General features: G+C 67.6%; 28 protein-coding genes and 1 tRNA gene. 23 read left to right on the top strand and 6 right to left on the bottom strand.

All coding sequences use genetic code 11. The features are described from left to right. Nucleotides 1-69 precede the first annotated feature (69 nt). Nucleotides 70-939 carry a transporter gene (locus AAC067_RS11840; protein WP_339932758.1) on the top strand — a complete coding sequence of 290 codons (870 nt, stop codon included), beginning with the start codon at nt 70-72 and terminating at the stop codon, nt 937-939. A 22-nt stretch (nt 940-961) separates the two neighbouring features. Here AAC067_RS11840 and nth read toward each other — a convergent pair whose 3' ends face one another. Continuing rightward, on the bottom strand, nt 962-1,675 hold the full coding sequence (gene nth / locus AAC067_RS11835) for an endonuclease III (protein ID WP_339932756.1): 714 nt from the start codon (nt 1,673-1,675) through the stop codon (nt 962-964). A gap of 165 nt (nt 1,676-1,840) precedes the next feature. Between nth and AAC067_RS11830 the strand changes: the two genes are divergently transcribed. The 5 genes from AAC067_RS11830 (at nt 1,841) to AAC067_RS11810 (ending at nt 6,541) form a co-directional block, all read left to right on the top strand. After that, nucleotides 1,841-2,962, top strand: a complete 1,122-nt coding sequence (locus AAC067_RS11830; RefSeq protein ID WP_339932754.1) for an HlyD family secretion protein — start codon at nt 1,841-1,843, stop codon at nt 2,960-2,962. Continuing rightward, nucleotides 2,959-4,557, top strand: coding sequence for a DHA2 family efflux MFS transporter permease subunit (locus tag AAC067_RS11825; RefSeq protein ID WP_339932752.1), 1,599 nt, complete (start codon nt 2,959-2,961; stop codon nt 4,555-4,557). Before AAC067_RS11830 ends, AAC067_RS11825 begins: the two co-directional genes overlap by 4 nt. Further along, nucleotides 4,557-5,156 (top strand): TetR/AcrR family transcriptional regulator, encoded by a 600-nt coding sequence (locus tag AAC067_RS11820; protein ID WP_339932750.1) that lies wholly within the window; start codon nt 4,557-4,559, stop codon nt 5,154-5,156. The genes AAC067_RS11825 and AAC067_RS11820 overlap by 1 nt, the downstream gene beginning before the upstream one ends. A gap of 83 nt (nt 5,157-5,239) precedes the next feature. Continuing rightward, complete coding sequence (locus AAC067_RS11815; RefSeq protein WP_339932748.1) at nt 5,240-5,989, top strand: creatininase family protein; 750 nt, start codon at nt 5,240-5,242, stop codon at nt 5,987-5,989. A gap of 48 nt (nt 5,990-6,037) precedes the next feature. Next, a complete protein-coding gene (locus AAC067_RS11810) occupies nt 6,038-6,541 on the top strand; it encodes a phasin family protein (RefSeq protein ID WP_339932746.1) in 504 nt (167 codons plus the stop codon). 10 nt (nt 6,542-6,551) lie between these two features. Here the strand turns inward: AAC067_RS11810 and AAC067_RS11805 are convergent, their stop codons facing one another. Genes AAC067_RS11805 through tsaD form a run of 3 tightly spaced genes read right to left on the bottom strand, consistent with a single transcriptional unit; the run spans nt 6,552 to nt 9,078 of the window. Continuing rightward, nucleotides 6,552-6,929: a Rieske (2Fe-2S) protein gene (locus tag AAC067_RS11805; RefSeq protein ID WP_339932744.1), complete on the bottom strand. Its 378-nt coding sequence runs from the start codon at nt 6,927-6,929 to the stop codon at nt 6,552-6,554. Continuing rightward, nucleotides 6,929-7,927, bottom strand: coding sequence for an NAD(P)H-dependent glycerol-3-phosphate dehydrogenase (locus tag AAC067_RS11800; RefSeq protein ID WP_339932742.1), 999 nt, complete (start codon nt 7,925-7,927; stop codon nt 6,929-6,931). The genes AAC067_RS11805 and AAC067_RS11800 overlap by 1 nt, the downstream gene beginning before the upstream one ends. An 11-nt stretch (nt 7,928-7,938) precedes the next feature. Continuing rightward, a complete protein-coding gene (gene tsaD, locus AAC067_RS11795) occupies nt 7,939-9,078 on the bottom strand; it encodes a tRNA (adenosine(37)-N6)-threonylcarbamoyltransferase complex transferase subunit TsaD (protein ID WP_339933187.1) in 1,140 nt (379 codons plus the stop codon). A 47-nt stretch (nt 9,079-9,125) separates the two neighbouring features. On the opposite strand from tsaD, the gene hemC reads away from it, so the two are divergent. The 3 genes from hemC to AAC067_RS11780 all read left to right on the top strand — a co-directional run bounded on the left by hemC (nt 9,126) and on the right by AAC067_RS11780 (nt 10,897). After that, complete coding sequence (hemC, locus tag AAC067_RS11790) at nt 9,126-10,076, top strand: hydroxymethylbilane synthase (RefSeq protein WP_339932740.1); 951 nt, start codon at nt 9,126-9,128, stop codon at nt 10,074-10,076. Nucleotides 10,077-10,078: 2 nt separating this feature from the next. Next, on the top strand, nt 10,079-10,780 hold the full coding sequence (locus tag AAC067_RS11785; protein WP_339932738.1) for a uroporphyrinogen-III synthase: 702 nt from the start codon (nt 10,079-10,081) through the stop codon (nt 10,778-10,780). Nucleotides 10,781-10,821: 41 nt separating this feature from the next. After that, nucleotides 10,822-10,897 (top strand) — tRNA-Thr (locus AAC067_RS11780). Between the two features lie 132 nt (nt 10,898-11,029). Here AAC067_RS11780 and AAC067_RS11775 read toward each other — a convergent pair. After that, nucleotides 11,030-11,944: a CPBP family intramembrane glutamic endopeptidase gene (locus tag AAC067_RS11775; RefSeq protein WP_339932736.1), complete on the bottom strand. Its 915-nt coding sequence runs from the start codon at nt 11,942-11,944 to the stop codon at nt 11,030-11,032. Nucleotides 11,945-12,071: 127 nt separating this feature from the next. Here AAC067_RS11775 and AAC067_RS11770 point away from each other — a divergent pair, with 127 nt between their 5' ends. From AAC067_RS11770 to trmB, 7 genes are all read left to right on the top strand, one after another. After that, entirely contained in the window at nt 12,072-12,566 is a 495-nt protein-coding gene (locus AAC067_RS11770; protein ID WP_339932734.1) for a MarR family transcriptional regulator, read from the top strand. Nucleotides 12,567-12,869: 303 nt separating this feature from the next. Beyond that, nucleotides 12,870-13,493 carry a Crp/Fnr family transcriptional regulator gene (locus tag AAC067_RS11765; protein ID WP_339932732.1) on the top strand — a complete coding sequence of 208 codons (624 nt, stop codon included), beginning with the start codon at nt 12,870-12,872 and terminating at the stop codon, nt 13,491-13,493. 348 nt (nt 13,494-13,841) lie between these two features. Further along, nucleotides 13,842-14,090, top strand: a complete 249-nt coding sequence (locus tag AAC067_RS11760; protein ID WP_339932730.1) for a hypothetical protein — start codon at nt 13,842-13,844, stop codon at nt 14,088-14,090. A gap of 17 nt (nt 14,091-14,107) precedes the next feature. Beyond that, on the top strand, nt 14,108-14,230 hold the full coding sequence (locus AAC067_RS11755) for a hypothetical protein (RefSeq protein WP_339932728.1): 123 nt from the start codon (nt 14,108-14,110) through the stop codon (nt 14,228-14,230). A gap of 36 nt (nt 14,231-14,266) precedes the next feature. Next, nucleotides 14,267-14,734, top strand: coding sequence for a hypothetical protein (locus AAC067_RS11750; RefSeq protein WP_339932726.1), 468 nt, complete (start codon nt 14,267-14,269; stop codon nt 14,732-14,734). 82 nt (nt 14,735-14,816) lie between these two features. Further along, nucleotides 14,817-16,010, top strand: a complete 1,194-nt coding sequence (metK, locus tag AAC067_RS11745; protein ID WP_339932724.1) for a methionine adenosyltransferase — start codon at nt 14,817-14,819, stop codon at nt 16,008-16,010. Between the two features lie 54 nt (nt 16,011-16,064). Next, nucleotides 16,065-16,778 carry a tRNA (guanosine(46)-N7)-methyltransferase TrmB gene (gene trmB, locus AAC067_RS11740; protein WP_339932722.1) on the top strand — a complete coding sequence of 238 codons (714 nt, stop codon included), beginning with the start codon at nt 16,065-16,067 and terminating at the stop codon, nt 16,776-16,778. On the opposite strand, the gene AAC067_RS11735 is transcribed toward trmB, so the two are convergent. Beyond that, entirely contained in the window at nt 16,765-17,319 is a 555-nt protein-coding gene (locus AAC067_RS11735; protein WP_339932721.1) for a biotin transporter BioY, read from the bottom strand. The genes trmB and AAC067_RS11735 overlap by 14 nt on opposite strands. 99 nt (nt 17,320-17,418) lie before the next feature. Between AAC067_RS11735 and rimP the strand changes: the two genes are divergently transcribed. From rimP to truB, 7 genes are all read left to right on the top strand, one after another. Beyond that, nucleotides 17,419-18,066: a ribosome maturation factor RimP gene (gene rimP / locus AAC067_RS11730; protein ID WP_339933185.1), complete on the top strand. Its 648-nt coding sequence runs from the start codon at nt 17,419-17,421 to the stop codon at nt 18,064-18,066. Continuing rightward, complete coding sequence (gene nusA, locus AAC067_RS11725; RefSeq protein WP_339932719.1) at nt 18,066-19,841, top strand: transcription termination factor NusA; 1,776 nt, start codon at nt 18,066-18,068, stop codon at nt 19,839-19,841. Before rimP ends, nusA begins: the two co-directional genes overlap by 1 nt. Before the next feature lie 18 nt (nt 19,842-19,859). Next, complete coding sequence (locus AAC067_RS11720; RefSeq protein ID WP_339932717.1) at nt 19,860-20,555, top strand: RNA-binding protein; 696 nt, start codon at nt 19,860-19,862, stop codon at nt 20,553-20,555. A gap of 81 nt (nt 20,556-20,636) precedes the next feature. Beyond that, a complete protein-coding gene (gene infB / locus AAC067_RS11715; protein WP_339932715.1) occupies nt 20,637-23,675 on the top strand; it encodes a translation initiation factor IF-2 in 3,039 nt (1,012 codons plus the stop codon). 78 nt (nt 23,676-23,753) lie between these two features. Then, entirely contained in the window at nt 23,754-24,275 is a 522-nt protein-coding gene (locus AAC067_RS11710; RefSeq protein WP_339932713.1) for a hypothetical protein, read from the top strand. A 103-nt stretch (nt 24,276-24,378) separates the two neighbouring features. Then, entirely contained in the window at nt 24,379-24,933 is a 555-nt protein-coding gene (gene rbfA / locus AAC067_RS11705) for a 30S ribosome-binding factor RbfA (RefSeq protein WP_339932711.1), read from the top strand. Further along, a complete protein-coding gene (gene truB / locus AAC067_RS11700) occupies nt 24,933-25,862 on the top strand; it encodes a tRNA pseudouridine(55) synthase TruB (protein WP_339932709.1) in 930 nt (309 codons plus the stop codon). Before rbfA ends, truB begins: the two co-directional genes overlap by 1 nt. Nucleotides 25,863-25,907 lie beyond the last annotated feature (45 nt).

Below are 25,907 nucleotides of genomic sequence, written 5' to 3'. Positions count from 1 at the left end.
CGGCCACGCTCCGAATTGGCCAGCCGGGACGGTTGCGGGGTCGGGCCTTTTCGGGTCAGGAAACGCCCCATGACCCGTATCGCCGTCCTGACCCCCGACCCCGCCGATCTCTCCTACGCCAGCCAGTGGCCCGGTGTCCGCAACCGGCTGGCGGCGGCTCTGGCGCTGGAAGGGATCGAGGCCGTGGCCACGCCGTGGACCGACCACATCGACGATGCTGCGGGTCTGGCCGGGTTTCCACTGATCCTGCCGATGATTGTCTGGGGCTATCACCGCGACCACCGGCGCTGGCTTGAGGCCTGCGCGACCTGGACGGCGGCAGGGCTGCCGCTGGCCAATCCAGCGTCGGTGCTGGCGTGGAATTCGGACAAGTCCTACCTCGCCCGCCTTACCGAACGCGGCGTGTCGATACCCGAAACCATCTGGAGCGACCGGGTTACCGCCGACACGGTCGCCGCCGCCTTCACCGACACCGGGGCCGACCAGCTGATCGTCAAGCCGACTGTCTCCGGCGGGGCGTGGCGGACACTGCGCCTGTCGCCGGGCCAGCCTCTCGGCGAAGTGCCCGAGGGGTCGGCGATGATCCAGCCCTATCTGCCGACCATCGAAACTGTGGGCGAGACCTCCCTGCTGTTCTTCGGCGGTGCCTTCAGCCACGCGGTCAACAAGCGTCCGGTCGGCGGCGACTTCCGGATTCAGGTCCAGTTCGGCGGTCTCTATACGCCGGTGGCCGATCCGCCCGCCGGGGCCATGGCCCTGGCCCGACAGGTACTGGCGGCGATCGACGAGCCCCTGCTGTATGCGCGTATCGACATGGTGCCCGACGCCGACGGAAACTGGCTGCTGATGGAGGCCGAACTGATCGAGCCTGACCTCTATCTTGACCACGCTCCCGACGCCGGGGTGGGCCTCGCCCGGGCAGTGAAGGCGCGACTCTGATCCCGGGGACCTGAGGACACCGTCACCCGACCGACATCAGCCCCGCCCGCGACGGACACAGATCCGCGACGGGGCAGCCGCCGCAGTTGGGCTTGCGCGCCGTGCAGGTGTAGCGGCCGTGCAGGATCAGCCAGTGGTGGGCCTTGGCCAGATACGCCTCGGGCACGATCCGGTGCAGCTGGGCCTCGACCTTGTCCGGGGTGGCGGCATTGGCCAGACCCAGCCGGTGCGAGACCCGGAACACATGGGTGTCGACGGCGATAGCGGGTTCGATGCCCAGCTCATTGAGGACCACGCTGGCGGTCTTGCGTCCCACGCCGGGCAAGGCCTGCAGGTCGGTGCGGTTCAGCGGCACCACCCCGCCATGCTGCTCCAGCACGATCCGGCTCAAGGCGACGACGTTTCTGGCCTTGTTCCGGTACAGACCAATCGAGGCGATGTAGGGCGTCAGCCCCGCCTCGCCCAAGGCCAGCATCTTCGCCGGCGTGTCCGCGACGGCGAACAGCTTGTCAGTGGCCTTGTTGACCGCGACATCCGTGGCCTGGGCTGACAGGGCCACGGCCACCGTCAGCGTATAGGCATCGTGGAAATGCAGCTCGGTTTTCGGCTCGGGCATGATCGCCGCCAGCCGCGCAAAGATGGCCTCGACCCGGTCGGGATCGGGCGGGAAGACGACGGCCCCGGACGCCGGAGCCCGAGATACCGGTTTGCGGGTGCGGGGTTTCGGCTCGGCCATGGCCAAGGCCTTCGCCGTCCTCGCCGGCCGGGTCAAGCCGGGCCCGGCGACGGATGCTGAAACATGATGTGTTTGATGCGGCGCACACAGCGTTATTGATTTTTAGACGTTGTAGTCCATTTTAGCGATCAGCCTCCCCGGCCCCGACCAGATTCCGAGTTGTCCATGACCGTTTCCACCACCCTCAAACAGCGTCTTCCGCTGATCGTCGCCGTGATTGTCGGCCTCGCCGTCATCGTCGGCGGCACGATCTGGTGGCTGGGCAACCAGCGCTGGGAAACCACCGACAACGCCTTCGTCCAGGCCGACACCACCCTCGTCAGCCCCCAGGTCAGCGGTTATGTCATCGAGGTGCTGGTCGCCGACAATCAACGCGTCACGCCCGGCCAGATCCTGGTCCGGCTGGATGACGCCGACGCCCGCGCCAAATTGGCCGAGGCCGAGGCCAATCTGCAGGCCCTGATCGCCGCCGTCGGCAACGTCGACGCCCGCGCCGCCCAGGAACAGGCGATGATCGCCTCGCGCGCCGCCGGCGTGACCCAGGCCCAGGCCCTGGCTGGTCTGGCCCGCGCGCAGGTCGACCGTTACGGCAAGCTGGCCGAACAGGGCTGGGTGTCGCAGCAGCGTATCCAGACCGAACAGGCCGGTGCCGTCACGGCCCAGGCCGCCGTGGCCCAGGCCCAGGCCGCCCTCATCGCCGAACAGCGCACCGCCGCCGTGCTGGGCTCGACCCGCCAGCAGAGTGTCGCCGCCGTCGAACAGGCCCGCGCCGCCGTCGACCAGGCTCGCACCGCCCTGGACCGCACCATCATCCGCGCACCGGTCGGCGGCGTGGTCGGGGCGCGCGGCGTACGCGCTGGCCAGTACGTCAATCCGGGGGCCCAGATGCTGTCGATCGTGCCGCTGGGCGACACCTTTGTCGTGGCCAATTTCAAGGAAACCCAGCTGGACCGCCTGCGTCTGGGCCAGACCGTCGAAATCACCGCCGACGCCTTTCCGGGCCAGCCAATCCGCGGCCGGATCGACAGCTTCGCGCCCGCGACCGGCTCTGAATTCGCCCTGATCCCGGTCGAGAACGCCACCGGAAACTTCACCAAGGTCACCCAGCGAGTGCCGGTGCGCATCGTCGTCGAGCGGGCCGGCTACGGGGCCACAGCCCTGCGCCCCGGCCTGTCGGTCGAGGTTCGCGTCGACCTCAGGAGCGCCGGCGGACCCAGCTTCGCCCAGGTCGGCAGCGATGAGCCGCGTCTGGCCGAGATGATGACCGTTCCGGCCGTCCGCAAATGACCGCGGCCGCCAGCGGCGGCACCATACCGACCCCCACGTCCGGGACCGCCGCCCCCGAGATCAACTGGACCTTCCTGCTGCTCGGTTTCGCCGGGATGGTGATCGGCCAGTTCATGGCCATCCTCGACATCCAGATCGTCGCAGCCTCGCTTCCGCAGATCCAGGCCGGCATCGGGGCCTCGGCCGACGAGATCAGCTGGATCCAGACCGCCTATCTGATCCCCGAGGTCGTGATGATCCCGCTGTCCGGCTATCTGTCGCGGCTGTGGGGCACGCAGAAGGTCTTTCTGGTTTCCTGCACCGGCTTCCTGGTGATGAGCGTGGCCACCGGCCTGTCGACCTCGATCGACATGATGATCCTGTTTCGGGCGCTTCAGGGCTTCGTCGGCGGGGCCATGATCCCGACCGTTTTCGCCGTCGCCTTCACCGCCTTCCCGCCCGACAAACGGGTCACCGCCAGTGTGGTCATGGGGTTGATCGTGACTCTGGCCCCGACCGTCGGCCCGACCCTTGGTGGCCACCTGACCGAATGGCTCAGCTGGCGCTGGCTGTTCTTCATCAATGTGGTGCCGGGCCTGCTGGTGCTGTTCCTGGTCGGTCGCTACGCCAATTTCGACAAGGGTGATCTCTCGCTGGCCAAGGGGTTCGACTGGTTCGGACTCGGCCTGATGGCCGTCTTCCTGATGAGCATGCAGTTCGTGCTCGAGGAGGGCTCGAAGAATGACTGGTTCGCCGACACCGCCATCCTGGCGCTCGCCGTCGTCGCCGCCGTTACCGGCCCGGCCTTCATCTGGCGCTCGCTGACCTACTACAATCCGATCGTCGAGCTGCGCGCCTTCGCCAACCGCAATTTCACCGTCGGCGTCATCATGACCTTCATTGTCGGCGCGGCCCTGTTCGGCGGCACCTTCCTGCTGCCGCTGTTCCTCGGACGGGTGCTCGACTATTCGCCCTCGGAGGTCGGCACCACCATGGTGGTGTCGGGCCTGGCCATGTTCCTCACCGCCCCCTTCGCCGGCCGGCTGGTGCGCAAGCTGGACCTGCGCATCCTGATGTTCGTCGGCTTCATCATGTGCGCCTGGGGCATGTGGGACGCCCGGGCCCTGACCGCGGAATGGGGCTACTGGGAGTTTGCCGGGGTCCAGGCCATGCGCGGGGCCGGGGTCATGCTGGCCATGATCGCCGCCCAGCAGGTGACGATGTCGACCCTGCCCGATCACATGGTCAAGAACGCCTCCGGTCTGGTCAATCTGTCACGCAACGTCGGCGGGGCCTTCGGCCTGGCCTTCCTCAACACCTCCCTGACCACCAATACGGCCGTGCACATGGGCGAGCTGACCGACCGGATCAGCCAGTCCAATGTGCAGATGCAGGCCATGCTGGCCGGGATGAGTCAGCGGTTCGCCGGCTCGATCGACCCGGACGGTGCGGCCCTGAAGGCGGTCTGGGGTATGCTGCAGCGACAGGCCACCACCCTGGCCTTCGGTGACGCCTTCGCCATGCTGGCCATCGCCTGCGCCGTCGCCGCTGTCGTCACCCTGTTCGCCCGGCCGGTGAAGACGCCCGCGGGCACACCGCCCCTGGAGGCCCACTGATGTCCCGCGCCGTCGGCCAGATCGACCCCCGCAAGAGCGAGGCCATCCTCGACGCCGCCACCGACCTGTTCGGGGAAAAGGGGACGGCCGCGACCATGGACGAGATCGCCCGTCGCGCCGGGGTGTCGAAGCAGACGCTCTACAACCGCTTTGGCTCCAAGCTGGACATCGCCCGGGCCCTGGCCGCACGGCGCTCCGACGCGGTCACTGCACCGCTGCGCTCCGAGGGCGATCCCGAGACCGTGCTGACGGCCTATGCCTATGCCCTGCTGGAGAAGATCGTCCACGGCGAGGCGGGAGCGTCGCTGCGCGGCCTCGCCATGGTCTCGCCCAAGGCTCCCGACATCGCCGGGGCCATCTATGACAGCGGCCCCGGCGAGAGCCTGCGTCGCCTGTCGGCCTGGCTGGCGGACCAGAACCGGCGCGGCCTGCTGCGCGTGCCCGATCCCGATCTCGCGGCCGAGATGTTCTCGGGCATGGCGCTGGGCCACAGCCATCTGCGCACCCTGCTCGGGGTCAAACATCCGGACGGCGATCGGATTCCCGAACGGGCCCGCGAGACCGCACGCCGCTTCATCCGCGCCTTCACGCCGGACTGATCCGATCGCGTCCACTACGGATTGGCGACAGGCCCGGATCGGCGTAGGAGGCGGGCCAGTCCCCTGTACCGGAGTTGCCACCCATGCTGATCCATCTGTCGTCCTGGCCCGAAATCGACGCTCGTCTGAAGACGACCAAGACGATCGTGGTGCCGATCGGATCGAACGAACAGCATGGCCCGACCGGCCTGCTGGGCACCGACTGGCTGTGCCCCGAGATCATCGCCAACGCGGCCGAGAAGACCGACGACAGCCTGATCGTGGCCCCGACTTTCAACATCGGCATGGCCCAGCATCATCTCGCCTTCGCCGGCACCATCAGCCTGCGCCCCTCGACCTTCATGGCCGCCATTACCGACTGGGTTTCGTCGCTGAGCCGGCACGGCTTCGAGCGCATCTATTTCCTCAACGGTCACGGCGGCAATGTCGCCACCATCGAGGCGACCTTCGCCGAGATCTATGCCGAGTGGAGCTTCGTCGAGGAGCAGCCACCCTTCATCCTGAAGCTGAAGAATTGGTGGGACCTGCCCGGCGTCCACAGCCTGTGCAGCTCGATCTTCCCGGTCGGCCACGGCATGCACGCCACCCCGTCCGAGATCGCCGTGACCCAGGCCGCCTATCCGGACCGCATCAAGACCGCCGACTATTCACCCAAGATCGCTCCGGTCGGCCCGATCCGCGACGCCCTGGACTACCGCGCCCGCTTCCCCGACGGCCGCATCGGCTCGGACCCGGCCCAGGCGAGTCCGGAAAAGGGCCAACGCATCATCGACGCCTCAGTCACCGCCCTGCTCAAGGACGTGGCGGACTTCTCGGCCGAGGTCCTGCCCTAGACCGTGCCGGGCCTTGCCCCGGACACGAATGCGGCCCAAGGCTCGGCCATGACTCATATCAAGAAGGCGGCCCGCAACGGCCGACGCCTGGCCAGCAACAACCAGTCCGCCGCCGACACGGCCGTCGCGGGCGGCGAGATGCTGCAGGCCTCGGGCGAGGTCATCTCGGCTCGGCTCGAAATCATGGCCGCCGGCATGGCGGATCCAGCCAGGACCGACCTCGCGGAAATGGCTCTGATGAGTTCGGAAAAGGTTGAGGCCATGTCGGCCTCAGCCTCGACGGTGACCCGCAATTTCGGCGACCTGTCCGACCGGATGACCCGGTCCGCCGCCAATGAGATGCACCTGGCCAGCCGTGCGGCCTCGGCCATGGCCAGCGCCAGCGATCCGGCAGCCCTCGCCACCCTGCAATACAATTATGCGGTCGGCTGGTGGGGCCGGGCCACCGGCCAGATGCTGACCCTGAATACCGAGCTGCTCAAGGCCCAGGCCCAGGCGCTGGATCCGATCCACCGCACGGCTGTGGCCAATGCCAAACGGTTGAAGCGCTAGACCGGCCGGCTCAAGCCGTCCGGACAACGCCGCCGTCGGCCACAACCGGCCACGGCGTCAATTTCGCCCCGGCGCAGGGACCACCGACACAGGCCCCGGTCAGGGGCGTGAACACCGCTCCGTGCCAGCCGCACAGGATCAGATCGCCGTCCGGCGTCAGATAGCGGTCCAGTTCGATCGCCAGCGGATGACCTTGGTGCGGACAGCGGTCGACATAGCCGGCCACCTGTCCCTGTTTTCGCACGACGAAGCCATGGAAATACGCCTCGCCGATCTGCAGCACGAAGCCGCGCGACCCGGGATCGGCGATGTCCGTCTCGGCACACAGGGTCACGCCGGGCGGCGTCTTCCAGACCCGTTTGCGATCAACCGGAATTGCCGCGTCCATCAGTGCCGCTCGACCTTCAGCGGGCGCGACAGCAGATTGCCGATCATCGCGTCCACCGTGGTTTCGCCGTTCAGCAGGGCGGCGACCGCTTCCGAGATCGGCATCTCCACGCCCAGCTTCGCCGCCAGTTGGCGCACAGCGGGGGCGCTTTCATAGCCTTCAGCCACCGACCGTTTGCCGTCCAGCGCCTGTTCGACGGTCTGGCCCTGACCCAGGGCCAGACCCAGGCTCATGTTGCGCGACTGCGGACTGGAGCAGGTAAGCACCAGATCACCGAGCCCGCACAGGCCCGCCACCGTCTCCGGCCGACCGCCCATGGCTACGCCCAGCCGGGTCATCTCGGCAAAGCCGCGGGTGATCAGGGCCGCATGGGCGCTGCGCCCCAGACCCCGGCCCTCACTGATACCGCAGGCGATGGCCAGCACATTCTTGATCGCCCCCCCGACCTCGGCCCCGATCAGGTCGGTGGCCAGATAAGGCCGGAAGGTCGGGGCCGACAGGGCCACCATCAGCTTCTGACCGAGAGCCTCGTCGGCGCAGGCCAGGGTCACCGCACTGGGCAGGCCGCGAGCGACCTCTCCGGCGAAGCTTGGGCCTGACAGCACCGCCGCCGGGGCGTTAGGCAGGGTCTCGGCCAGGACCTCGGTCATCAGCTTCAGCGAGCCACGTTCGATGCCCTTGGCGCACAGCACCACCGGCACACCGGCACGGTGGAAGGGGGCGAAGGCCGCGAGAGTGGCCCGCATATATTGCGCCGGAGGCACGGCCAGGATCACGTCACACGCCCCCAGGTCGGCCAGATCGCCAGTCACCTTCACATGGTCGTCGAGGGTGACGCCCGGCAGGAAGGCCTCATTGACCTGGTGGTCGCGGATACTGTCGACCACCTCGGATTCGCGCGCGTGCAACAGGGTGTCCAGCCCGGCCCAGCCAGTTACCTGGGCCAGGGCGGTGCCCCAGGCACCGGCGCCGATCACCCCTGCGGTACGAAATTCCATCGATCGTTTCCCTAGGCCTTGGCCCCCTTGCGACCCGGCTTGTGCATCGGGTCGCTGAGCGCCTTGTTTTCATCCAGCGGCCATCGCGGGCGCGCTGCCGTATCGATATCCGAAACGAGACCCTGCTGCAGGCGTTCCGCCCCGGCCAGGGCGATCATCGCCGCGTTGTCGGTGCAATAGGCCATCGGCGGGGCCAGAAAATCAAAGCCGTTCTTCGCCGCCGCCGCTTCCAGCACGGCCCGCACCGTCCGGTTGGCCGCCACCCCGCCGGCGACCACAAACATCGGCCGGGTCGCCGCGGTGCCGTGGCTGTCGATCCAGTCCTGCATGGCCCGGTGCGAACGTTCGGCCAGTTGGCGGGCGATGGCGCTCTGGACCGCATCGGCCAGATCGGCCCGGTCCTGATCGGTCTCGCAGGTTTGAGCGAGGCGCGAGGCCGCCGTCTTCAGCCCGGAAAAGGAAAAGTCGCAGTCCTTGCGCCCCAGCAGGGCCCGCGGCAGGTCGAAGCGGCTGCCGTCGCCGGTCTCGGCCAGCCGTTCCAGCGCCGGGCCGCCGGGATAGCCAAGCCCCAGGGCCTTGGCGATCTTGTCGAAGGCCTCACCGGCGGCGTCGTCGATGGTCGAGCCCAGCCGGCTCATGTCGCCGATGCCGCGCACCTCCAGCAACTGGCAGTGGCCGCCCGAGGCCAGCAGCAGCAGGAAGGGATAGGCCAGGTTGCGCCCCAACCGCGCCGACACCGCATGACCCTCCAGATGATTGACCGCCACCAGCGGCAGGCCCCGCGCCAAGGCGACGGCCTTGCCGAAGCCCAGGCCGACCATGACCCCACCGACCAGGCCGGGCCCGGCCGTGGCCGCGACCCCGTCGAGGCCGTCATAGCCGAGGCCCGCCTCGGTCATGGCCCGGCCGGTCACCCCGGCGATCATCTCGACATGGCTGCGCGCGGCGATCTCGGGCACGACCCCGCCGAAGGCCGCATGGTCGTCGATCTGGCTGTGCACCACTGAGGACAGAACCGTGGCAGTGCCGTCCGGATCCAGCCGCACCACGGCGGCGGCGGTCTCGTCACAGCTGGTTTCCAGACCCAGCACGGTCAGCGTCCGTGCCGGTTCGGTTGCCCGCCCTGCCTCGCTGCTATAGTCCGCCACCATGTTCATCGGGTCCAGCTAACGACCCCTTCCCCCGTGCGCAACGCCTCATGACCTTCCCGATCCGTATCGGCACCCGACGTTCCGCCCTGGCCATGACGCAGTCAGGCATGATGCAGCGCGCCATCGCCGCCGCCATGGGCGTGCCCGAGGCCGAGATCGCCAGCGCCGTGCCCCTGGTCGAGATCGTGACGACCGGCGACCGGATCCAGGACCGTCGCCTGCTCGAGATCGGCGGCAAGGCGCTGTTCACCAAGGAGATCGAGGAGGCCCTGATCGATGGCCGTGTCGACGTCGCCGTCCATTCGATGAAGGATGTCCCGGCCGAACAGCCACCCGGCCTGTGTATCGCGGCCGTGCCCGAGCGCGAGGACTCGCGCGACGCCTTCATCAGCGAGGCCTTCGCCTCCTTCGCCGACCTGCCCGAAGGGGCCCGGCTGGGCACCGCCAGCCTGCGCCGCCAGGCCCAGGCCCTGGCCCTGCGCCCGGACCTGCGTATCGAGATGTTGCGCGGCAATGTTGATACCCGATTGCGCCGGCTGGCTGAGGGCGATTTCGACGCCATCCTGCTGGCCACAGCCGGCCTCAACCGCCTCGGCCGCGCCGGGGTCATTCGCGAGCGCCTGTCGCTCGACCAATTCCTGCCTGCCCCGGGCCAGGGGGCCCTGGCCCTGCAGACCCGCGCCGGCGAGACCGCAGCCGCCTGGGTCGCGGCCCTCGACCACCCCTTGACTGCCCTGGCCGTGGCCGCCGAACGCGGGGCCATGACGGCGCTGGAGGGCTCGTGCCGCTCGGCCATCGGGGCCCATGCCACCCGGGCCGACGGCCGATTGCTGTTGACCGCCGAACTGCTCAGCCCCGACGGTTCGGCCCGCTGGCGGCGATCCGGGGAGCTGGGCGACATCACCGCCGCCGACGTCGTCCCGGCTGCCCACGCCATGGGCCTGGCCGTCGGCCGCCAGATCCATGACGCCGCCGGCGACCAGCGGATCGACCTCTGACCATGGCCGGGGCAGACGAGGCCGGCCCCCGCGTCTGGATCACCCGGGCCTGTCCCGGGACCGAACGCACGGCAGCGGTCCTGACGGCGCGGGGCTTCACCCCGATCAGCGCGCCGGTCATCGCCCTGGTGCCGCTCGACACGCCCCTCGACCTGAGCGATGTGGCCGGCTTGGCCTTCACCAGCCGCAATGGCGTCGCCGCCTTCGCCGCCCGGACCGGGCGTCGCGACTGGCCGGTTTTCGCCGTCGGCGACGCCACTGCCGACGCGACCCGGGCCTGCGGTTTTGCCCGGGTGCGTTCGGCCGGCGGGGCGCTGGACGATCTCGTCGCCCTGATCGCCGCCGCCTGGCCCGCGGACGGTGGCCTGATCCTGGCCCCGGGCGCACGCGAGCCGGCGGGCGACCTGACCGGGCAACTCGCCGGACGGGTGGCAGTGCGCACCGTGGCCCTCTATGCCGCCGTCGATACCGACGTTTCCGTACCCGAAAACCTTGATGTCGTGCTGATACACTCGCCGCGTGCGGCCCGGTCCCTGGCGGCCAGCCTGACCCCGGCCGACGGCCGAAATCGCCTGCTGGTGGCGATTTCAGCCGCCGCCGCCGCGCCGCTGGCGCAGGCCGGCTTCGCCGAAATCCGTATCGCGGCCCGTCCGACCGAAGACTCGCTGCTCGCGGCGCTTGGCAACCCCGTCCGGCCCGTATAAACAGCGCTCCTCGCGCCGGGCCCCGTCGTCCGCGCACTGAGGCCGCTTTAGCTCAGCTGGTAGAGCATCGCATTCGTAATGCGGGGGTCAGGTGTTCGAGTCACCTAAGCGGCACCACCACTCCAATGGCACTCTAGGTAGGAAGCCGGCAGGCGAGCGGCGGACGGGCCGTGAGCCGGGAAGCCGCATGGGTCCGGGCTGGGAGGCTTCTAACGTGTCAGTTCTGCCGGTCCGGTAAGAGAACACCCGTCACCGGTCCGCCACCGGTATGAATCGCCCTCTTTTCCATGACAGGCCAAGCAGCACCAGGCTCGCCAGAAGCGATATGATCAGCGCCGCCCATGAGGACTCAGGACCAAAACCGCCCCCACTCAGCGTCGCTGCGACACCCTCAACCGGACGGGTCAGCAGGGGGCCACCGGCGAAAACATCCAGGCCCGAAACCGCGCCGCCAAAGAGCCAGCCTTGGGCAAAATTCCAGCCCGCGTGCATGCCGATCGACATCCAGACCCGGCCGGTCAGCAGATAGAGTCCGGTGCCGATTCCCTCGCCGGCGAGCAGACACAGGGCTGAAAAGACGGTCGCGTCGGGATTTGACAGGTGAAGCCCGGAAAACAGCAGGGCGGTGACGATGAGGGCGGGAAGCACGCCGACGGCGCGCCAAAGCAGGCGGAAGATGATGATCCGCATCAGCACTTCCTCGATCACCCCCGATTGCACGGATTGCTTCAGGGACTCGGCGACCTCCGTAATCGGCGTCGAGACCACGGTGACCCAGCCGGCGGCCCACAGGATGCCGATGATCGCGGCGATGAGCAGTCCGCCGATGGCGGTCCCGCCCGCAAGGTCGGGGAGCATGCGGCGAAGTCCGAGTTCAGGGATCTGGCGGCGTTCGACGACGCGGACGGCCAAGGCATAGATGGCCAGCATCCCGACCGAACCGACGAGTACAGCGAGCAGCCGCGCGCCGGTCGGGGCCTCGGCGCGCGAGGTGAACACGCTGCCCGACGTCATGGCGGAGAGGCGCAGGGTGGCATCGGCGGCGACATTGAACGCCAATATGCACAGGACCGCCAGAACCAGCATCCAGCTGAGGGCTTTCAGCCAGCGAAGCCGGCCCGGTGCCAACCACCCCGCATTGCCCAGAATAATGTCCGTCGCCATTGCCAGCCCCCTTGGTTTTCAGCTGATTTATCTTCATATGAAGGTTTCTGAGTCAACAACTATCTTCATGTGAAGATAACCCCCCTGTCAGATGGCCCTCCGGGGCTATGCCGGATTGAGCGTGCCAATGAAGAAGACTCTCGCGACCGACCGGGTCGATGCGCTGGTTGCGGACTGGCACCGGGAGAACCCCGCCCTGCGCACCGGTGCCATGCAGGTTGTGGGTCGCATCATCCGTCTGGGCCGGGCCTATCAGGATGAGGTTTCGGCCATGCTTCGACCCTACGGATTGTCCTATTCCGACTTCGACGTGATCGCGACGCTCCGCCGCGCCGGCCCGCCCTACGCCCGGACGCCCACACAGTTGCAGCAGAGCGTCCTGCTCACGTCTGGCGCGATGACGGCCTGTCTCGGACGACTCGAGCGACAGTCGCTGATCAGCCGGTCCGAAGATGCGGAAGACCGACGGCGCTCGAAGGCAGCGCTGACCCAAAAAGGTCAGGACCTGGTCGACCAACTGATTTCGCGCCGGTTCGCCCTTGCTGAAAATGCGCTTGTTGACCTCAGCGGAAAGCAGACAGATAATTTGATCGCGCTACTGCGCCGACTAGATCCTGAGTAGGGGCCGCAATCCCATCGATCGCATCGCCTTGAGGTGATGCGTGCCGGTGCTTGTCACGTGCTTCAAATAAATGTTGGCAATCAGACATAAAATGTCTGGTAAATAATCATCAACGTCAGGCTGCGTATTTATTTGTCGGTTTCTGAGCCGACAAAAGTATGGCTGTCCCTGAATATCAATTTCTTGTAGTTCCAGCGATCTCTTTGATGGGGTCAGTTCATCGTGCGTTTTCGAAACCGCGTACTTTCATCTATCAAGGAAGAAGATATTGTCGCCCTGCGACCACATCTGCGCGAAATCTGCGTGTCACGCGGGCAGATCCTGATCGCTGAGAACACGCAGGTCACCCAGGTCTATTTTCCCAGCAGTGCGGTCCTCTCGAGCGTCATCGTTCTGCAGGACGGACGTCAGTGTGAGGTCTCCACGCTCGGAACCGAAGGGCTCGGCGGCGGACTGGCGTGTCTGACCGGCGAACCTTCGAACGAGCGTCTGTTCGCCCAGATCGCCGGCGGATTGATCACCCTGCCCGCAGACGCCCTGAAGGCGCGGGCGCTCATCAGCCCCGCCCTGTTGAATCTGCTACTCCAGCGTCTTCAGGCGAGTCAGGTCGAGGCGGGGCAGGGCGTGGCCTGCAACGCCCTGCACGAGGCACCCGCCCGGCTGGCGCGCTGGCTGCTGATGACGATGGATCGCATCGGCGCGTCGGAGTTCCCCCTGACCCAGACCTATCTCGCGGTCATGGTGGGGGTCCAGCGCACCACGATCAGCGGCGTGGCCAACCGACTCAAGCAGAAGGGTTTGATCGGCTACAGTCGTGGTCAGGTGACGATTCTGGACCCGGCCGGCCTTGAGGTCGAGGCGTGTGAATGCTACGCAGTTATCCGTAGTCGTTCCGACGCCCTAGGGCTGGTTGATCGCCACGACTAGCCGCACATCGATCTTCCCCTCCCGCTCGGTCCGGTCCATATCATGAACCGGCTGACCCCCTTGGCTTGCATTCCGATAGGCGATTGATTTTGTCCTCGTTGACCGCGCGTCAGGAAGAATGCCTGCGCCTGACGACATTCCGGACCGACAAGGAAATCGCCGCCGAACTGGGCTTGTCCGAAGCGACGGTGAAAAAGCACGTCCACGCCGCCTGCCAGCGCCTGGGGGTCAACCGGCGCAAGGCGGCCCTGGCCCTTCTGGAACCAAAGGTACCAACGGCTACGAAGGACCCCATGGACGAATTTCCAGGGCCGGCGCTTGATGCGTCGACACCAACGGAAATCCACCATGCCCCCGATGACACAACCCCTGCCGCATTGGACCTGGGACGACCTGGAAACGGCCCTCGGTCAGTTCGATCAGACACGCCAGCTCGAGATGCTGCGCAGCCACTTGCTGGACGGCCTGCGCTCGGACGCGAGCTCGACGACACCGCCGGACCTGCTGGCCCAGGTGCTGAGCACGGCCTGGGTCCTGGCTCAGGTCGGCGCCTCGGCTACAGACCCCCACCCGGCGGCTGGGCGCTCCGTCTGCTGATCATCGGACTCATCATCGTGTTCGGCACCGTGATGCTGGTCGGTGTCTTCGAAATGCTGGTTCGCTATCAGCACCAGGTCAGCGAGATTGACCTTAGTGTCACCCAAGCCACTCATCCGATCGATCCCGCATCACCCTGACGGTAGAGGTCGCTCGCCGAACCGGACTGAACCTTCATGGACCCGCTTCCGGCCTTCTTTTTGGTCTCCATCCTGGTGGTCTTCCCCCTGGCCTGGCTGGGGGGTGGGCATACCGAACGGGCGGGCGTAGCCCTGTACCTGTGCCTGTATATTCTCGGTCGCCTGACCCAGCATATCCAGATCGGCAACCCGCTGTTGGCTCCAGCCCTGATCGATCTCACCTTCCTGATCGGAGTGGTGTGGCTGGCCTTGAAGCGGGAACGTTGGTGGCCGTTGGTGGCCTCGGCCCTCCAGGTCATGGTCATGCTGGTCTATGTCGGCGCGATGCTGGTTCCGGGCTTCAGCACCCGGTCCGGGATTGTCGCCATCATGGTCCTCGGCGTCCTGGGTCTCTACTGCCTGCTGGGCGGTGTACTGGAGCGTATCCTGGCCGGCGAGACCCCCGCCAGCGCTTCCGCAGTCTGGAGGCGCCGCCGTCCGCCGCCGCGCCAGCCGAAGCCTTAACTCCAGCGCGCTTGAACATATAAGCATATCTTTATATGTTTGCCGGATTCCCCGATGGATCCCCCCGGCCAGGAGCCCTTGCTTGTCCCGTTCCTCTTTCCTCTTCACCTCCGAAAGCGTTTCCGAGGGCCATCCCGACAAGGTCGCGGACCGCATTTCCGACACCGTCGTCGACCTGTTCCTGACCAAGGACCCCGAGGCCCGGGTGGCCTGCGAGACCCTGACCACGACCAATCTGGTGGTGCTGGCCGGCGAGATCCGCGGCAACGGCATCATGGGCAAGGACGGCCAGTGGGCCCCCGGCGTCGAGAAAGAGATCGAGGACGCCGTCCGCGCCGCCGTGCGCGACATCGGCTATGAACAGACCGGCTTCCACTGGGAGACGTTTGAATTCATCAACCGCCTGCATGGCCAGTCGGCCGACATCGCCGTCGGCGTCGACGCCGCCGGCAACAAGGATGAAGGGGCCGGCGACCAGGGCATCATGTTCGGCTATGCCTCGAACGAGACCCCCGAATTGATGCCAGCCACCCTGCAATACAGCCACAACATCCTCAAACGTCTGGCCGAAGTGCGCCACGCCGGCGGCTCGAAGCTGGAGCCCGACGCGAAGAGCCAGGTCACCATCCTGTACGAGAACGGCGTGCCCGTGCGCGCCACCTCGATCGTGCTGTCGACCCAACACGCGGCGGGACTGTCGGCCGGAGAGGTCGCGGCCATCGTCAAGCCGCACATTCTCGCGGTTCTGCCGGAAGGCTTTACCGACGACGCCACTGAATGGCACATCAATCCGACCGGCATCTTCGAGATCGGCGGACCCGATGGTGACGCCGGGGTGACCGGGCGCAAGATCATCGTCGACACCTACGGCGGCGCGGCTCCACACGGCGGCGGGGCCTTCTCGGGCAAGGATCCGACCAAGGTCGACCGTTCGGCCGCCTATGCCTGCCGCTACCTGGCCAAGAACGTCGTCGCCGCCGGCCTGGCCGACCGCTGCACCATCCAGATCAGCTATGCCATCGGCGTGTCCAAGCCGCTGTCGGTCCACGTCGACCTGCACGGCACCGGCAAGATCGCTGAGGCGGCGCTGGAAACAGCCCTGCCGGAAATGATCGGCGGAGCCACGCCCCGCGCCATCCGCGAGCACCTGGGCCTGAACCGGCCTATCTATGCCCGCACCGCCGCCTATGGCCATTTCGGTCGCGAGCCGGACGCCGACGGCGGCTTCAGCTGGGAAAAGACCGATCTGGTCGATCGCCTCAAGGCACTGGTCTAGCACCAGCGCCAGGCGCCCCTCCCCTTCGCGGGGCGGGGGCGCTATAGGCCGCCCATGTCCTCCGACCCCGACAACCCATTCATCGACCGTCCGCTGCGCTCCTTCGGGCGCATCAAGTCGCGCGCGATCAAGCCGCGTCAGGCGGCCCTGTTCGACACCCTGCTGCCGGACATCGTCGTACCCGATCCCAAGACAGGCCCGCTCGACCCCGACGCCCTGATGCCCGGTGCGAGGGCGGTCTGGCTGGAGATCGGTTTCGGCGGCGGCGAACATCTGGCCGAACAGGCCGCCCGGCATCCGGACACCCTGATGATCGGCTGTGAGCCGTTCCTCAATGGGGTGGCCTCGGCCCTGCGCCATATCGATGATCGTGGCCTGAAGAATGTCCGGCTGCACGCCGACGATGCCCGCGATGTGCTGGACGCCCTGCCCGATGCGTCGCTGGACCGGGTCATGATCCTGTTCCCCGACCCCTGGCACAAGGTGCGCCACAACAAGCGCCGCCTGTTGAATGATGAAACCGCCGCGGTCATCGCCCGGGTGCTGAAACCCGGCGGGCGGGTGCGGTTCGTCACTGACTGGGCCGACTATGCCGACTGGGCGCTGGAGCGGCTGCAGCGCACCCCCGGCCTGACCGAGATTGAAGTGGGCGAGGGCGACTGGCCGCAACGGGCCATGACCCCGCCCGCCGACCATGTCGTGACCCGCTATGAGGAAAAGAAGCTGGGCGACACTGCCCCCATCTTCCTGGAATTCAGCCGCGCCTGAACCACGACGTCCGGTGCAGGACGGCGGCACCGGCCACCACCGCGATCGACTTGACCACGGCTCCGACAAGGAAGGGCGTCAAGCCCGCCGCTATCGCCGCCGACACCCCGATCCGGGTTGCCAGCCAGCCGGTGCCGAGTCCGAGAATCAGCAGATGCGCCCCGATCATCAGGGCGACGCCGGCCGCGGGGGCGGCGAACATCGGCCGGCGGGCCAAGCTCCCGGCGACGAAGGCCGCGGTCGGGAAGGCGATCAGATAGCCGGCTGTCGGACCCGCGAAACGCTGCCAGCCCCCGGCTCCGTCCGACAGCACCGGCAGGCCGAGCGCCGCGAGCGCCAGATAAATCAGGACCGCCACAGCGCCCCAACCTCCACCCAGCACCGCCCCGGCCAGCAGGACGGCGAAAGTCTGTAGCGTCATCGGAACCGGAACCATCGGCACCGCGACCTGGGCGCAAAGCGCCATCAGCCCGGCAAACCCGGCCACGGCAAACAATCGACGGATCAGCGTCTGCCACTTTGCATTTGTCAGAAAGGCCATCTATACCGCCTCCCACATCGTTAGACCGGCGTCCAACGGCGTCGTTCACAGCGGCGGCCCGGGGACGGCCAGCCGCTTTTTTATTGAGTAATGCCCGCCTTGCGCGCCAAGACCCCCGAAGACCGCAAACTGCTCGAGATGATCGACCCGATCGCTGAAAGCCTCGGGTTGGAGATCGTACGCGTGCGCCTGATGGGCGGCACCCTGCGCCGACGGCTGCAGATCATGGCCGAGCGGGCCGTAGACAACGACATCGCCGTCGAGGAATGCGCCCGTCTCAGCCGCGCCGTGTCCGAAGTGCTGGACGCCGCCGACCCGATCGCCGGTGAATATCTGCTGGAAGTGTCGTCGCCCGGCGTCGACCGCCCGCTGACCCGCCTCAAGGATTTCGACCTGTTCGAGGGCTTCGAGGCCCGGATCGAGACCGACCGGATGGTCGAGGGCCGCAAACGCTTCAAGGGCATCCTGGCCGGGACCGAGGGTGACACGGTCGCCATCGACCTCGACGGCGAGGACGACACCGCCCTGCTGCCGTTCGAATGGCTGTTCGACGCCAAACTGGTTCTGACCGACGCCCTGCTCAACCGCGGGGCCGCCCTGCGCGCCGCGCGCGGTGAATCCGACGAGCCCGGCGGTGGCCCGGCTGACGATCCGGACCTGCCGCAGCGCGGCGTGGCCCAGCCCAAGAAGACCTTTCTCAAGACCCCTTCCCCCAAGACAACCAAGACCAAAAGGGACAAAGCCTGATGGCCGTCACCGGTATTTCCGCCAACCGCCTCGAACTTCTGCAGATCGCGGACGCTGTCGCGCGTGAGAAGAACATCGACAAGGAGATCGTCGTCGAGGCGATCGAGGAAGCGATCCAGAAGGGCGCCAAGTCGCGCTACGGGGCGCATCACGACATCCGCGCCAAGATCGACATCAAGACCGGTGAGATGCTGCTGACCCGTCACGTCACCATCGTCGAGGACGACTGGCAGCCGGAAGACGAGCTGGAAGAATTCAACGACAGCGCCATGGTGCGCCTGACCGACGCGATGAAGCGCGACCCCGAGGCCGTGGTCGGCAAGGAATATGTCGAGGTCCTGCCGCCGTTCGAATTTGGCCGGGTCCAGACCCAGATGGCCCGCCAGGTCGTGACCGGCAAGGTCCGCGAGGCCGAGCGCGCCAACCAGTACGAAGAGTTCAAGGATCGCGTCGGCGAGATCGTCAACGGCACGGTCAAGCGCGTCGAATACGGCAACACTATCGTCGATCTGGGCCGGGGCGAGGGCATCATGCGCCGCAACGACTCGATCCCGCGCGAGGTGTTCAACATCGGCGACCGCATCCGCACCTACATCTATGATGTCCGCGCCGAGGCCAAGGGCCCGCAGGTCATGCTGTCGCGGGCCCATCCGGGCTTCATGGCCAAGCTGTTCGCCCAGGAAGTGCCCGAGGTCTACGATGGCGTCATCGAGATCCGCGCCGCTGCCCGCGACGCCGGCTCGCGCGCCAAGATGGCCGTCCTGTCCAATGACTCCTCGATCGATCCGGTCGGGGCCTGCGTCGGTATGCGCGGCTCGCGCGTCCAGGCCGTGGTCGCCGAGCTTCAGGGCGAGAAGATCGACATCATCCAGTGGAACCCCGACGAGCCGACCTTCATCGTCAACGCCCTGGCCCCGGCCGAGGTCTCCAAGGTCGTGCTGGACGAGGAAGCTGACCGCGTTGAGGTCGTGGTACCCGACGAGCAGCTGTCGCTGGCCATCGGTCGTCGCGGCCAGAACGTGCGTCTCGCCTCCCAGCTGACCGGCTGGCAGATCGACATCATCACCGAGTCCCAGGACTCCGAGCGTCGCCAGCGCGAGTTCGCCGAACGCACCCAGCTGTTCCAGGACGCGCTGGACGTCGACGAGGTCATCGCCCAGCTGCTGGTCACCGAAGGCTTCGCCACGGTCGAGGATCTGGCCTTTGTCGAGGCCTATGAAATCTCCGAGATCGAAGGCTTCGACGAGGACACGGCCGAGGAACTGCAGGCTCGCGCCGCCGACTATCTGGCCAAACAGGCCGCCGTGCTGGATGCCAAACGCATCGAGCTGGGCGTCGAAGACGCCGTGCTGCAGGTTCCGGGCGTGACCCTGCCGATGGCCGTGGCCCTCGGCGAGGGTGGCGTGAAGACGGTCGACGATCTGGCTGACCTGGCCACCGACGAGATCCGCGGCGGCTTCGACATCAAGGATGGCGAACGGATCAAGCTCCCGGGCGTGCTGGAAAGCTTCAACCTGGTCCAGGCCGACGCCGAAATGCTGATCCTCCAGGCCCGTGTGGCCGCCGGCTGGATCGACGCTTCGGAACTGCCGCAGCCGGAACCCGAGCCTGAATACGAAGACACCGGCGAAGATGCGGTGCTCGACGCTGAAGCGGTGTTCGAGACCCCGGCCGAGGCTGACGCTGACGCTGAGACGGAAGCCGAAGTCAAAGCCGAAGACGACATCGAAACGGAGGTCCCCGCCGGGGATCCCGAAACCCCCAGCGACGCGTGATGGGAAGCCGGGCCGTTCATGGGATTGCGCGACGCAACGATCGATAGGGAACGCCGCGACCTGGTCACGCACCAGGTCATGGAGGAATCTCGCCTGATCCGTTTCGTCGCCGCCCCGGACGGCTCGGTCGCCCCCGACCTAGGGCGCAAATTGCCCGGCCGCGGCCTTTGGGTCGCCGCTGACAGGGTCTCGATTGAGGCCGCAGTAAAGAAAAACCTGTTCTCGCGGGCCGCCAAGGCCCCGCTGAAGCCGGCCGCTGACCTGGCCGACACGGTAGAAACCCTGCTGGTGCGCCGGGTTCTCGACCAGCTGGGCCTTGCCCGGCGCGAAGGTGTGCTTATCTCCGGGTTCGAAAAATCGGCGGCGGCGATCCGCTCCGGCAAGGCGGCCTGGCTGGTCGAGGCCAGCGACGGTTCACAGGACGGTCGCGGCAAGCTTCTGGGCCTCGCCCGGCACCAGCAACCGCCTCCCAAAGTCTGCGGCACCTTCAGCGCGGACGATTTGAGTTTGGCCCTTGGGCTGGAAAATGCGATACACGCCGTCCTGCTTGTGGGCGGGCGGGCCGATCGCTGGACCGTAGAGGTCGAGCGACTGGCGGGATTTCGACCGCTCCACCCTCGGGACTGGCTCCAGGAACGTCCTGGAACCGAGACCGAGAGCGGGTCGGACGAGACCCCTGGAATGGGTTTTGACGGGCGGGGTTCCGCCTCCTGAACGGGGAGGTGGGGCAGCGCGCGGCTATTTGTGTTTGAACGAGACGATGGCGGGATTCTCCGCCCCGAGTAAAGCGACCGGATGAGCGACGAGATCGACAAGACCAACGAAGGCCAGGACCCGGGCACCCCGGCACCGGGCGGCACGACGCCGTCCCAGACGGGCCCCCGCGCGCCGCTGAGCCTGAAACCGCGCCCGACGGGCTCGGTCTCGACCGGCACCGTGCGCCAGAGCTTCAGTCACGGCCGGACCAAGACGGTCGTGGTCGAGACCAAGCGTCGTCCCGGCGCGACGCCCGGACATCAACGCCCCCAGGGCTTTGACGTCGCCCGTCCGCGTACCGAAATCCCGGCACCCCAGGCCCCGCGTCCGACGGCAGCCCAGCCCGCCGGCGGCAGTCTGTCATCCGAGGAGCAGGAAGCCCGCCGCCGCGCCATCGAACTGGCCACCAAGGCCCAGGCCGAACGCGCCGAGGCCGCGGCTGCGGAACAGGCCCGCCGCGACGCGGCCGCCCGCGAACAGGCGTCTGCGACCGAGAAGGCCGCCGCCGCCGCCCAGGCTGACGCCGCCGCCGCTCGCGCCGCCGCCGAGGCTGCGCGCGCCGAGGCCGCCAAGCACGCCCCGGCCGCCAAGGCCCCGGCCCGCGCCCCCAAGGCTCTGGTCCCGGCCAAGGCCGCGCCCGCCGCACCGCCTGTCGAGACTCCGGTCGCGCCGCCCCCGGAGGCTGCGGCCCCTGTGGCGGCCGCCCCGGTTGCCGAAACGCCGGCTCCACCTGCCCGCCCGGCCCCCCCGGCTCGTCCGGTGGTCAATTTCGGTCAACGCGTGCCCAAGGCTCCGGCCGCACCGCGCGCGCCGGCCGATCGTCCGGCCTTCGGGGGCCGCTCGGCCCGTGAAGAAGCCATGGGCGGCGGTGAACGCGCCTATTCCGATCGTCCGCAGGCAGCCCGCCCGCAAGGCGCGGCCGGACGTCCGGCCGAACCGGTCCGCTATTCGGCCCTGACGCCGCGACCGGCACCCGGTGCCACCCGCCCCGGAGCCGCCCGTCCGGGTGCCGCCGGTCCGCGTGGTGCCAACCAGCCGCCGTCGACGCCCGAGGTGGCCCGTCCCAGCCGCGCCCCCGGTGGCGGCTTCGGTCGTCCGATCCGGCCCGAGGATGACCGCGACAAGCGCTTCTCCGACGCCGGCAAGGCCGTGTCCCGGACCCGTGGCGAGCCCAAGCGCCGCGAAGGCCGCCTGACCATCCAGGCCCTGGCCGGTGACGGCGATACTGCCGAGCGCATGCGGTCGCTGGCCTCGGTCCGCCGCGCCCGCGAACGCGAGAAGGAAAAGCGCAAGGGTGGATCCACCGATGCGCCGAACCGCCCGCGTGAAGTCATCATTCCCGACATCATCACCGTTGGCGACCTGGCCAACCGGATGGCCGTGCGCGGTGTCGACATCGTCAAATTCCTGATGCGTCAGGGCCTGATGGTGAAGATCACCGACGTCATCGACACCGACACCGCCGAACTGGTGGCCGACGAATTCGGCATGACCGTGCGTCGCGTCTCGGAAAGCGACGTCGAGACCGGCTTCCTCGCCCCCGACGACGACAGCGGTGCGACCACGCCGCGTGCGCCGGTCGTGGCCATCATGGGCCACGTCGACCACGGCAAGACCTCGCTGCTGGACGCCCTGCGCACCACCGACGTCGCTTCAGGCGAGGCCGGTGGCATCACCCAGCACATCGGGGCCTACCAGGTTCGTCTGCCCAACGACGCCCGCGTCACCTTCCTCGACACCCCGGGTCACGCGGCATTCAGCGCCATGCGGGCCCGCGGGGCCCATGTCACCGACATCGTGGTCCTGGTTGTGGCTGCCGACGACGGCGTCATGCCCCAGACCATCGAGGCCATCCAGCACGCCAAGGCGGCCGGGGCTCCGATGATCGTGGCGGTCAACAAGATCGACAAGCCGGACGCCAATTCGCAGAAGGTCATCAACGAGCTGCTGCAGCACGAGGTCATCTCCGAGAGCCTGGGTGGTGACACCCAGATCATCGAGGTTTCGGCCAAGAACCGCACCAATCTGGACGGTCTGATCGAGGCCATCCTGGTCCAGGCCGAGATGATGGACCTGCGCGCCAATCCGGAACGTTCGGCCGAAGGCGTGGTCATCGAATCCAAGCTCGACAAGGGTCGCGGCCCGGTCGGTACCGTCCTGGTCAAGCGCGGCACGCTGAAGCGCGGCGACATCGTCGTGGCCGGCTCCGCCTGGGGCAAGGTTCGCGCCCTGCTCAACGAGCGTGGCGAACAACTGGACGCTGCCGGTCCCGCCATCCCGGTCGAGATCCTCGGCCTCGATGAGGCCCCCGGCCCCGGTGAACCCTTCGCCGTGGTCGAATCCGAGGCTCGCGCCCGCGAGCTGACCGACTATCGTGACCGTCTGCGTCGCGACAAGGCCACCGGCGGCATCAACCAGGTGTCGCTGGTCGACATGATGTCCAAGCTGCAGTCCAAGAAGGTCTCGGAACTGCCGGTCCTCATCAAGGCCGACGTCCAGGGTTCGGCCGAGGCCATCGTCGGGTCGCTCGACAAGATGGGCAACGACGAGGTTCGCGCCCGCACCATCATGTCCGGTGCCGGCGGTATCACCGAAAGCGATGTCCAGTTGGCCAAGTCGGCCGGCGCGCCCATCCTCGGCTTCAACGTCCGTGCCTCGAAACAGGCCCGCGAACTCGCCGAGCGTGAAGGCGTCGAGATCCGCTACTACGCGATCATCTACGACCTGCTGGACGACATCAAAGGCGTGCTCTCGGGCATGCTGGCTCCGCTCCAGCGCGAAACCTTCCTCGGCAATGCCGCGGTGCTCCAGGTGTTCGACATTTCCAAGACCGGCAAGATCGCCGGTTGCCGGGTGTCCGAGGGCGTGGTCCGCAAGGGGGCCAAGGTCCGTATCATCCGCGACGACGTGGTGGTGCTGGAACTGGGCACGCTCGCGACGCTCAAACGCTTCAAGGATGAGGTCAACGAAGTCCCGGCGGGCCAGGAGTGCGGTATGCATTTCCAGGGCTTCCACGACATCAAGGCCGGCGACTACATCGAGTGTTTCACCGTCGAAGAGATCCAGCGCACGCTGTAATCCGGCTGGCCTCCCCGTCACAACGCGGCGGGGAGGCCCCGCCCGACTTCCGCCGCAACCGGACCGGATGATGATGTCATGCGTCCCCTGCTGATCCTTGCCCTGCTCCTGACGATCCCGGCCGGCCCCGCCGCCGCCGCCGAGACCCGCTATCTCGCCTATGACGCCGCCGATCGCGTAACCCAGGCCCTGACCCGCGGTGTGACCCTCGAGGTCGAGCGCAGCCTGTTCGGATCCATCAGCGTGCGTCGCCTGATCTCTACGTCCCAGCGCGGCTCGGCCGAGATCCGCCACGGCGGCCCCGACCGCGTGCGTCAGGCCCTGCCTGAGGGTGTCAACGCCCCGAACATCTACAGCATCGCTCCGGAAGGCGACGGCCGCGGCCTCAGCCGGGCCCTGTGCCCCGGGGCCGACGAGACCTGGCTAGCGGTCGGTCGCGTGCGCCTGGCCCGCCCGCTCGAGATGCACGCCGTCGGCCGCTGGTCTGACGGCACCCTGCGGCACTGCGTGCGACTGGCCTACAACTGGCGCGGGGAGTGGTCGATGCCGCCGGCCGGCCCCAGCCTCGACGAGCCTGCCCCTCTGCCCGCCAAGCGCTAGACGGCCGGATGACGAAATTGGACAGGGCGGCCCGTGGGGACTAGACCCCGCCCCTTCGCTTTTCCGTCCGGGTCCGATCCCCGGCGAGCGTGGAGGACATCGCATGAGTAATCGCAAGCCCAAGGGTGCCAAGCCTGCCGCCAAGGCCGGCACCGTCAGCCAGCGCCAGCTGCGCGCCTCGGAAATGATCCGCCACGCCCTCGTCGAGGTGATGCGCGAAAACGAGATTCGCGATCCGGCCCTGACCGGCGTGTCGATCACCGTCACCGAGGTGCGGCTGTCACCCGACCTGAAACACGCCACCTGTTTCGTCGAACCGCTCGGAGCCGGCATTGAGACCGACCCCGTCGCCGGCCATGTCGATGAGATCGTCAAGGCCCTCAACGTCCACGCCAAATTCCTGCGCGGCGCCCTGGGTCGCCATATCGACATGCGCTTCACCCCGGACCTGCGCTTCCGCCACGATGTCAGCTTCGCCGCCGCCGAACGGCTGAACCGCATCCTCGACAACCCGCGCGTCCAGGCCGATGTGTTCCGCGTCCCGGTCGAAGACGACGAAACCCAAGATGGCCCTCAAGCAGCGCAAGGCGCGGTAGGGGCAAAGGAAGACGGTCCTCAAGTAGCGCGAAGCGCGATAGGGCCAAAGGAAGACTTCTGATGGGTCGCACCAAGAAGGGCGATCCGATCCACGGCTGGGTCTGTCTCGACAAGCCGTTCGGGATGGGCTCGACCGAGGCCGTCACCCGGGTACGCCGCCTGTTCAACGCCCAAAAGGCCGGCCACGCCGGAACCCTCGACCCGCTGGCCAGTGGCATCCTGCCCATCGCCTTGGGCGAGGCGACCAAGACCGTGTCGCAGATGATGGAGGCGCAGAAGGTCTATCGCTTCACGATCAACTGGGGCACCTCGACCGACAGCCTCGATCGTGAGGGCGAGATCATCGGCCGTTCGGACGTGCGGCCGGCCATCGAGGCCGTGCGCGCCGCCCTACCCGCCTTCGTCGGCGAGATCGACCAGACCCCGCCGCGCTTCTCGGCCATCAAGGTCGACGGCCAGCGCGCCTATGACCTGGCCCGCGACGGGGCCGAGTTCGAACTGGCCAGCCGCCGCGTCACCATCCATGAGGCGGCCGTCTCGGCCAGTCCTGACGCTGACCATGTCGAGATCACCATCCGCACCGGTAAGGGCGTCTATGTCCGGTCCCTGGCGCGCGACCTGGCCGTGATGCTGGGGGCCGAAGGGCATGTTTCGGCCCTGCGTCGCGAGCGGGTCGGTCCGTTCTCGACCGATAACGCGGTGACACTGGATATTCTCGCCGATCTGGTGCATAGGGACGCCGCCTTGGAAGGTCTTCTTCCCGTGGCGACCGCCCTGGACGACATCCCGGAGCTGGCCGTTACGGATCAAGATGCCTTCTCGCTTCGGCAGGGACGGCCGATCGTACTGCTCCCCAGACAGGTCGAAACACTCAAGAGCCGCCTTCGGGAGGGCTCAAGAACTGTTTCCGCCTTTCAGGGTCAGACGCTCGTGGCGCTCTGCGAGATGCGGGCCGGTCGGCTTGAACCCGACCGCGTATTTAACCTCTAGCCTGCCCGTCTCCGCCTCAAGTAGCGCGGCGCGCGATAGGCCCAT

Origin of the sequence: uncultured Brevundimonas sp., from assembly GCF_963977465.1 — a bacterium.
Taxonomy (GTDB): domain Bacteria; phylum Pseudomonadota; class Alphaproteobacteria; order Caulobacterales; family Caulobacteraceae; genus Brevundimonas.
The sequence above is the reverse complement of the archived record's forward strand: the minus strand, read 5'-3'. Positions and strand labels throughout refer to the sequence as shown.

Bases quoted from the DNA above. Each gene is read 5' to 3' on its own strand.
- AAC067_RS11840 (WP_339932758.1), top strand. From the start codon at position 70: ATGACCCGTATCGCCGTCCTGACCCCCGACCCCGCCGATCTCTCCTAC.
- nth (WP_339932756.1), bottom strand. From the start codon at position 1,675: ATGGCCGAGCCGAAACCCCGCACCCGCAAACCGGTATCTCGGGCTCCG.
- AAC067_RS11830 (WP_339932754.1), top strand. From the start codon at position 1,841: ATGACCGTTTCCACCACCCTCAAACAGCGTCTTCCGCTGATCGTCGCC.
- AAC067_RS11825 (WP_339932752.1), top strand. From the start codon at position 2,959: ATGACCGCGGCCGCCAGCGGCGGCACCATACCGACCCCCACGTCCGGG.
- AAC067_RS11820 (WP_339932750.1), top strand. From the start codon at position 4,557: ATGTCCCGCGCCGTCGGCCAGATCGACCCCCGCAAGAGCGAGGCCATC.
- AAC067_RS11815 (WP_339932748.1), top strand. From the start codon at position 5,240: ATGCTGATCCATCTGTCGTCCTGGCCCGAAATCGACGCTCGTCTGAAG.
- AAC067_RS11810 (WP_339932746.1), top strand. From the start codon at position 6,038: ATGACTCATATCAAGAAGGCGGCCCGCAACGGCCGACGCCTGGCCAGC.
- AAC067_RS11805 (WP_339932744.1), bottom strand. From the start codon at position 6,929: ATGGACGCGGCAATTCCGGTTGATCGCAAACGGGTCTGGAAGACGCCG.
- AAC067_RS11800 (WP_339932742.1), bottom strand. From the start codon at position 7,927: ATGGAATTTCGTACCGCAGGGGTGATCGGCGCCGGTGCCTGGGGCACC.
- tsaD (WP_339933187.1), bottom strand. From the start codon at position 9,078: ATGGTGGCGGACTATAGCAGCGAGGCAGGGCGGGCAACCGAACCGGCA.
- hemC (WP_339932740.1), top strand. From the start codon at position 9,126: ATGACCTTCCCGATCCGTATCGGCACCCGACGTTCCGCCCTGGCCATG.
- AAC067_RS11785 (WP_339932738.1), top strand. From the start codon at position 10,079: ATGGCCGGGGCAGACGAGGCCGGCCCCCGCGTCTGGATCACCCGGGCC.
- AAC067_RS11775 (WP_339932736.1), bottom strand. From the start codon at position 11,944: ATGGCGACGGACATTATTCTGGGCAATGCGGGGTGGTTGGCACCGGGC.
- AAC067_RS11770 (WP_339932734.1), top strand. From the start codon at position 12,072: ATGAAGAAGACTCTCGCGACCGACCGGGTCGATGCGCTGGTTGCGGAC.
- AAC067_RS11760 (WP_339932730.1), top strand. From the start codon at position 13,842: ATGCCCCCGATGACACAACCCCTGCCGCATTGGACCTGGGACGACCTG.
- AAC067_RS11750 (WP_339932726.1), top strand. From the start codon at position 14,267: ATGGACCCGCTTCCGGCCTTCTTTTTGGTCTCCATCCTGGTGGTCTTC.
- trmB (WP_339932722.1), top strand. From the start codon at position 16,065: ATGTCCTCCGACCCCGACAACCCATTCATCGACCGTCCGCTGCGCTCC.
- AAC067_RS11735 (WP_339932721.1), bottom strand. From the start codon at position 17,319: ATGGCCTTTCTGACAAATGCAAAGTGGCAGACGCTGATCCGTCGATTG.
- nusA (WP_339932719.1), top strand. From the start codon at position 18,066: ATGGCCGTCACCGGTATTTCCGCCAACCGCCTCGAACTTCTGCAGATC.
- AAC067_RS11720 (WP_339932717.1), top strand. From the start codon at position 19,860: ATGGGATTGCGCGACGCAACGATCGATAGGGAACGCCGCGACCTGGTC.
- infB (WP_339932715.1), top strand. From the start codon at position 20,637: ATGAGCGACGAGATCGACAAGACCAACGAAGGCCAGGACCCGGGCACC.
- AAC067_RS11710 (WP_339932713.1), top strand. From the start codon at position 23,754: ATGCGTCCCCTGCTGATCCTTGCCCTGCTCCTGACGATCCCGGCCGGC.
- rbfA (WP_339932711.1), top strand. From the start codon at position 24,379: ATGAGTAATCGCAAGCCCAAGGGTGCCAAGCCTGCCGCCAAGGCCGGC.
- truB (WP_339932709.1), top strand. From the start codon at position 24,933: ATGGGTCGCACCAAGAAGGGCGATCCGATCCACGGCTGGGTCTGTCTC.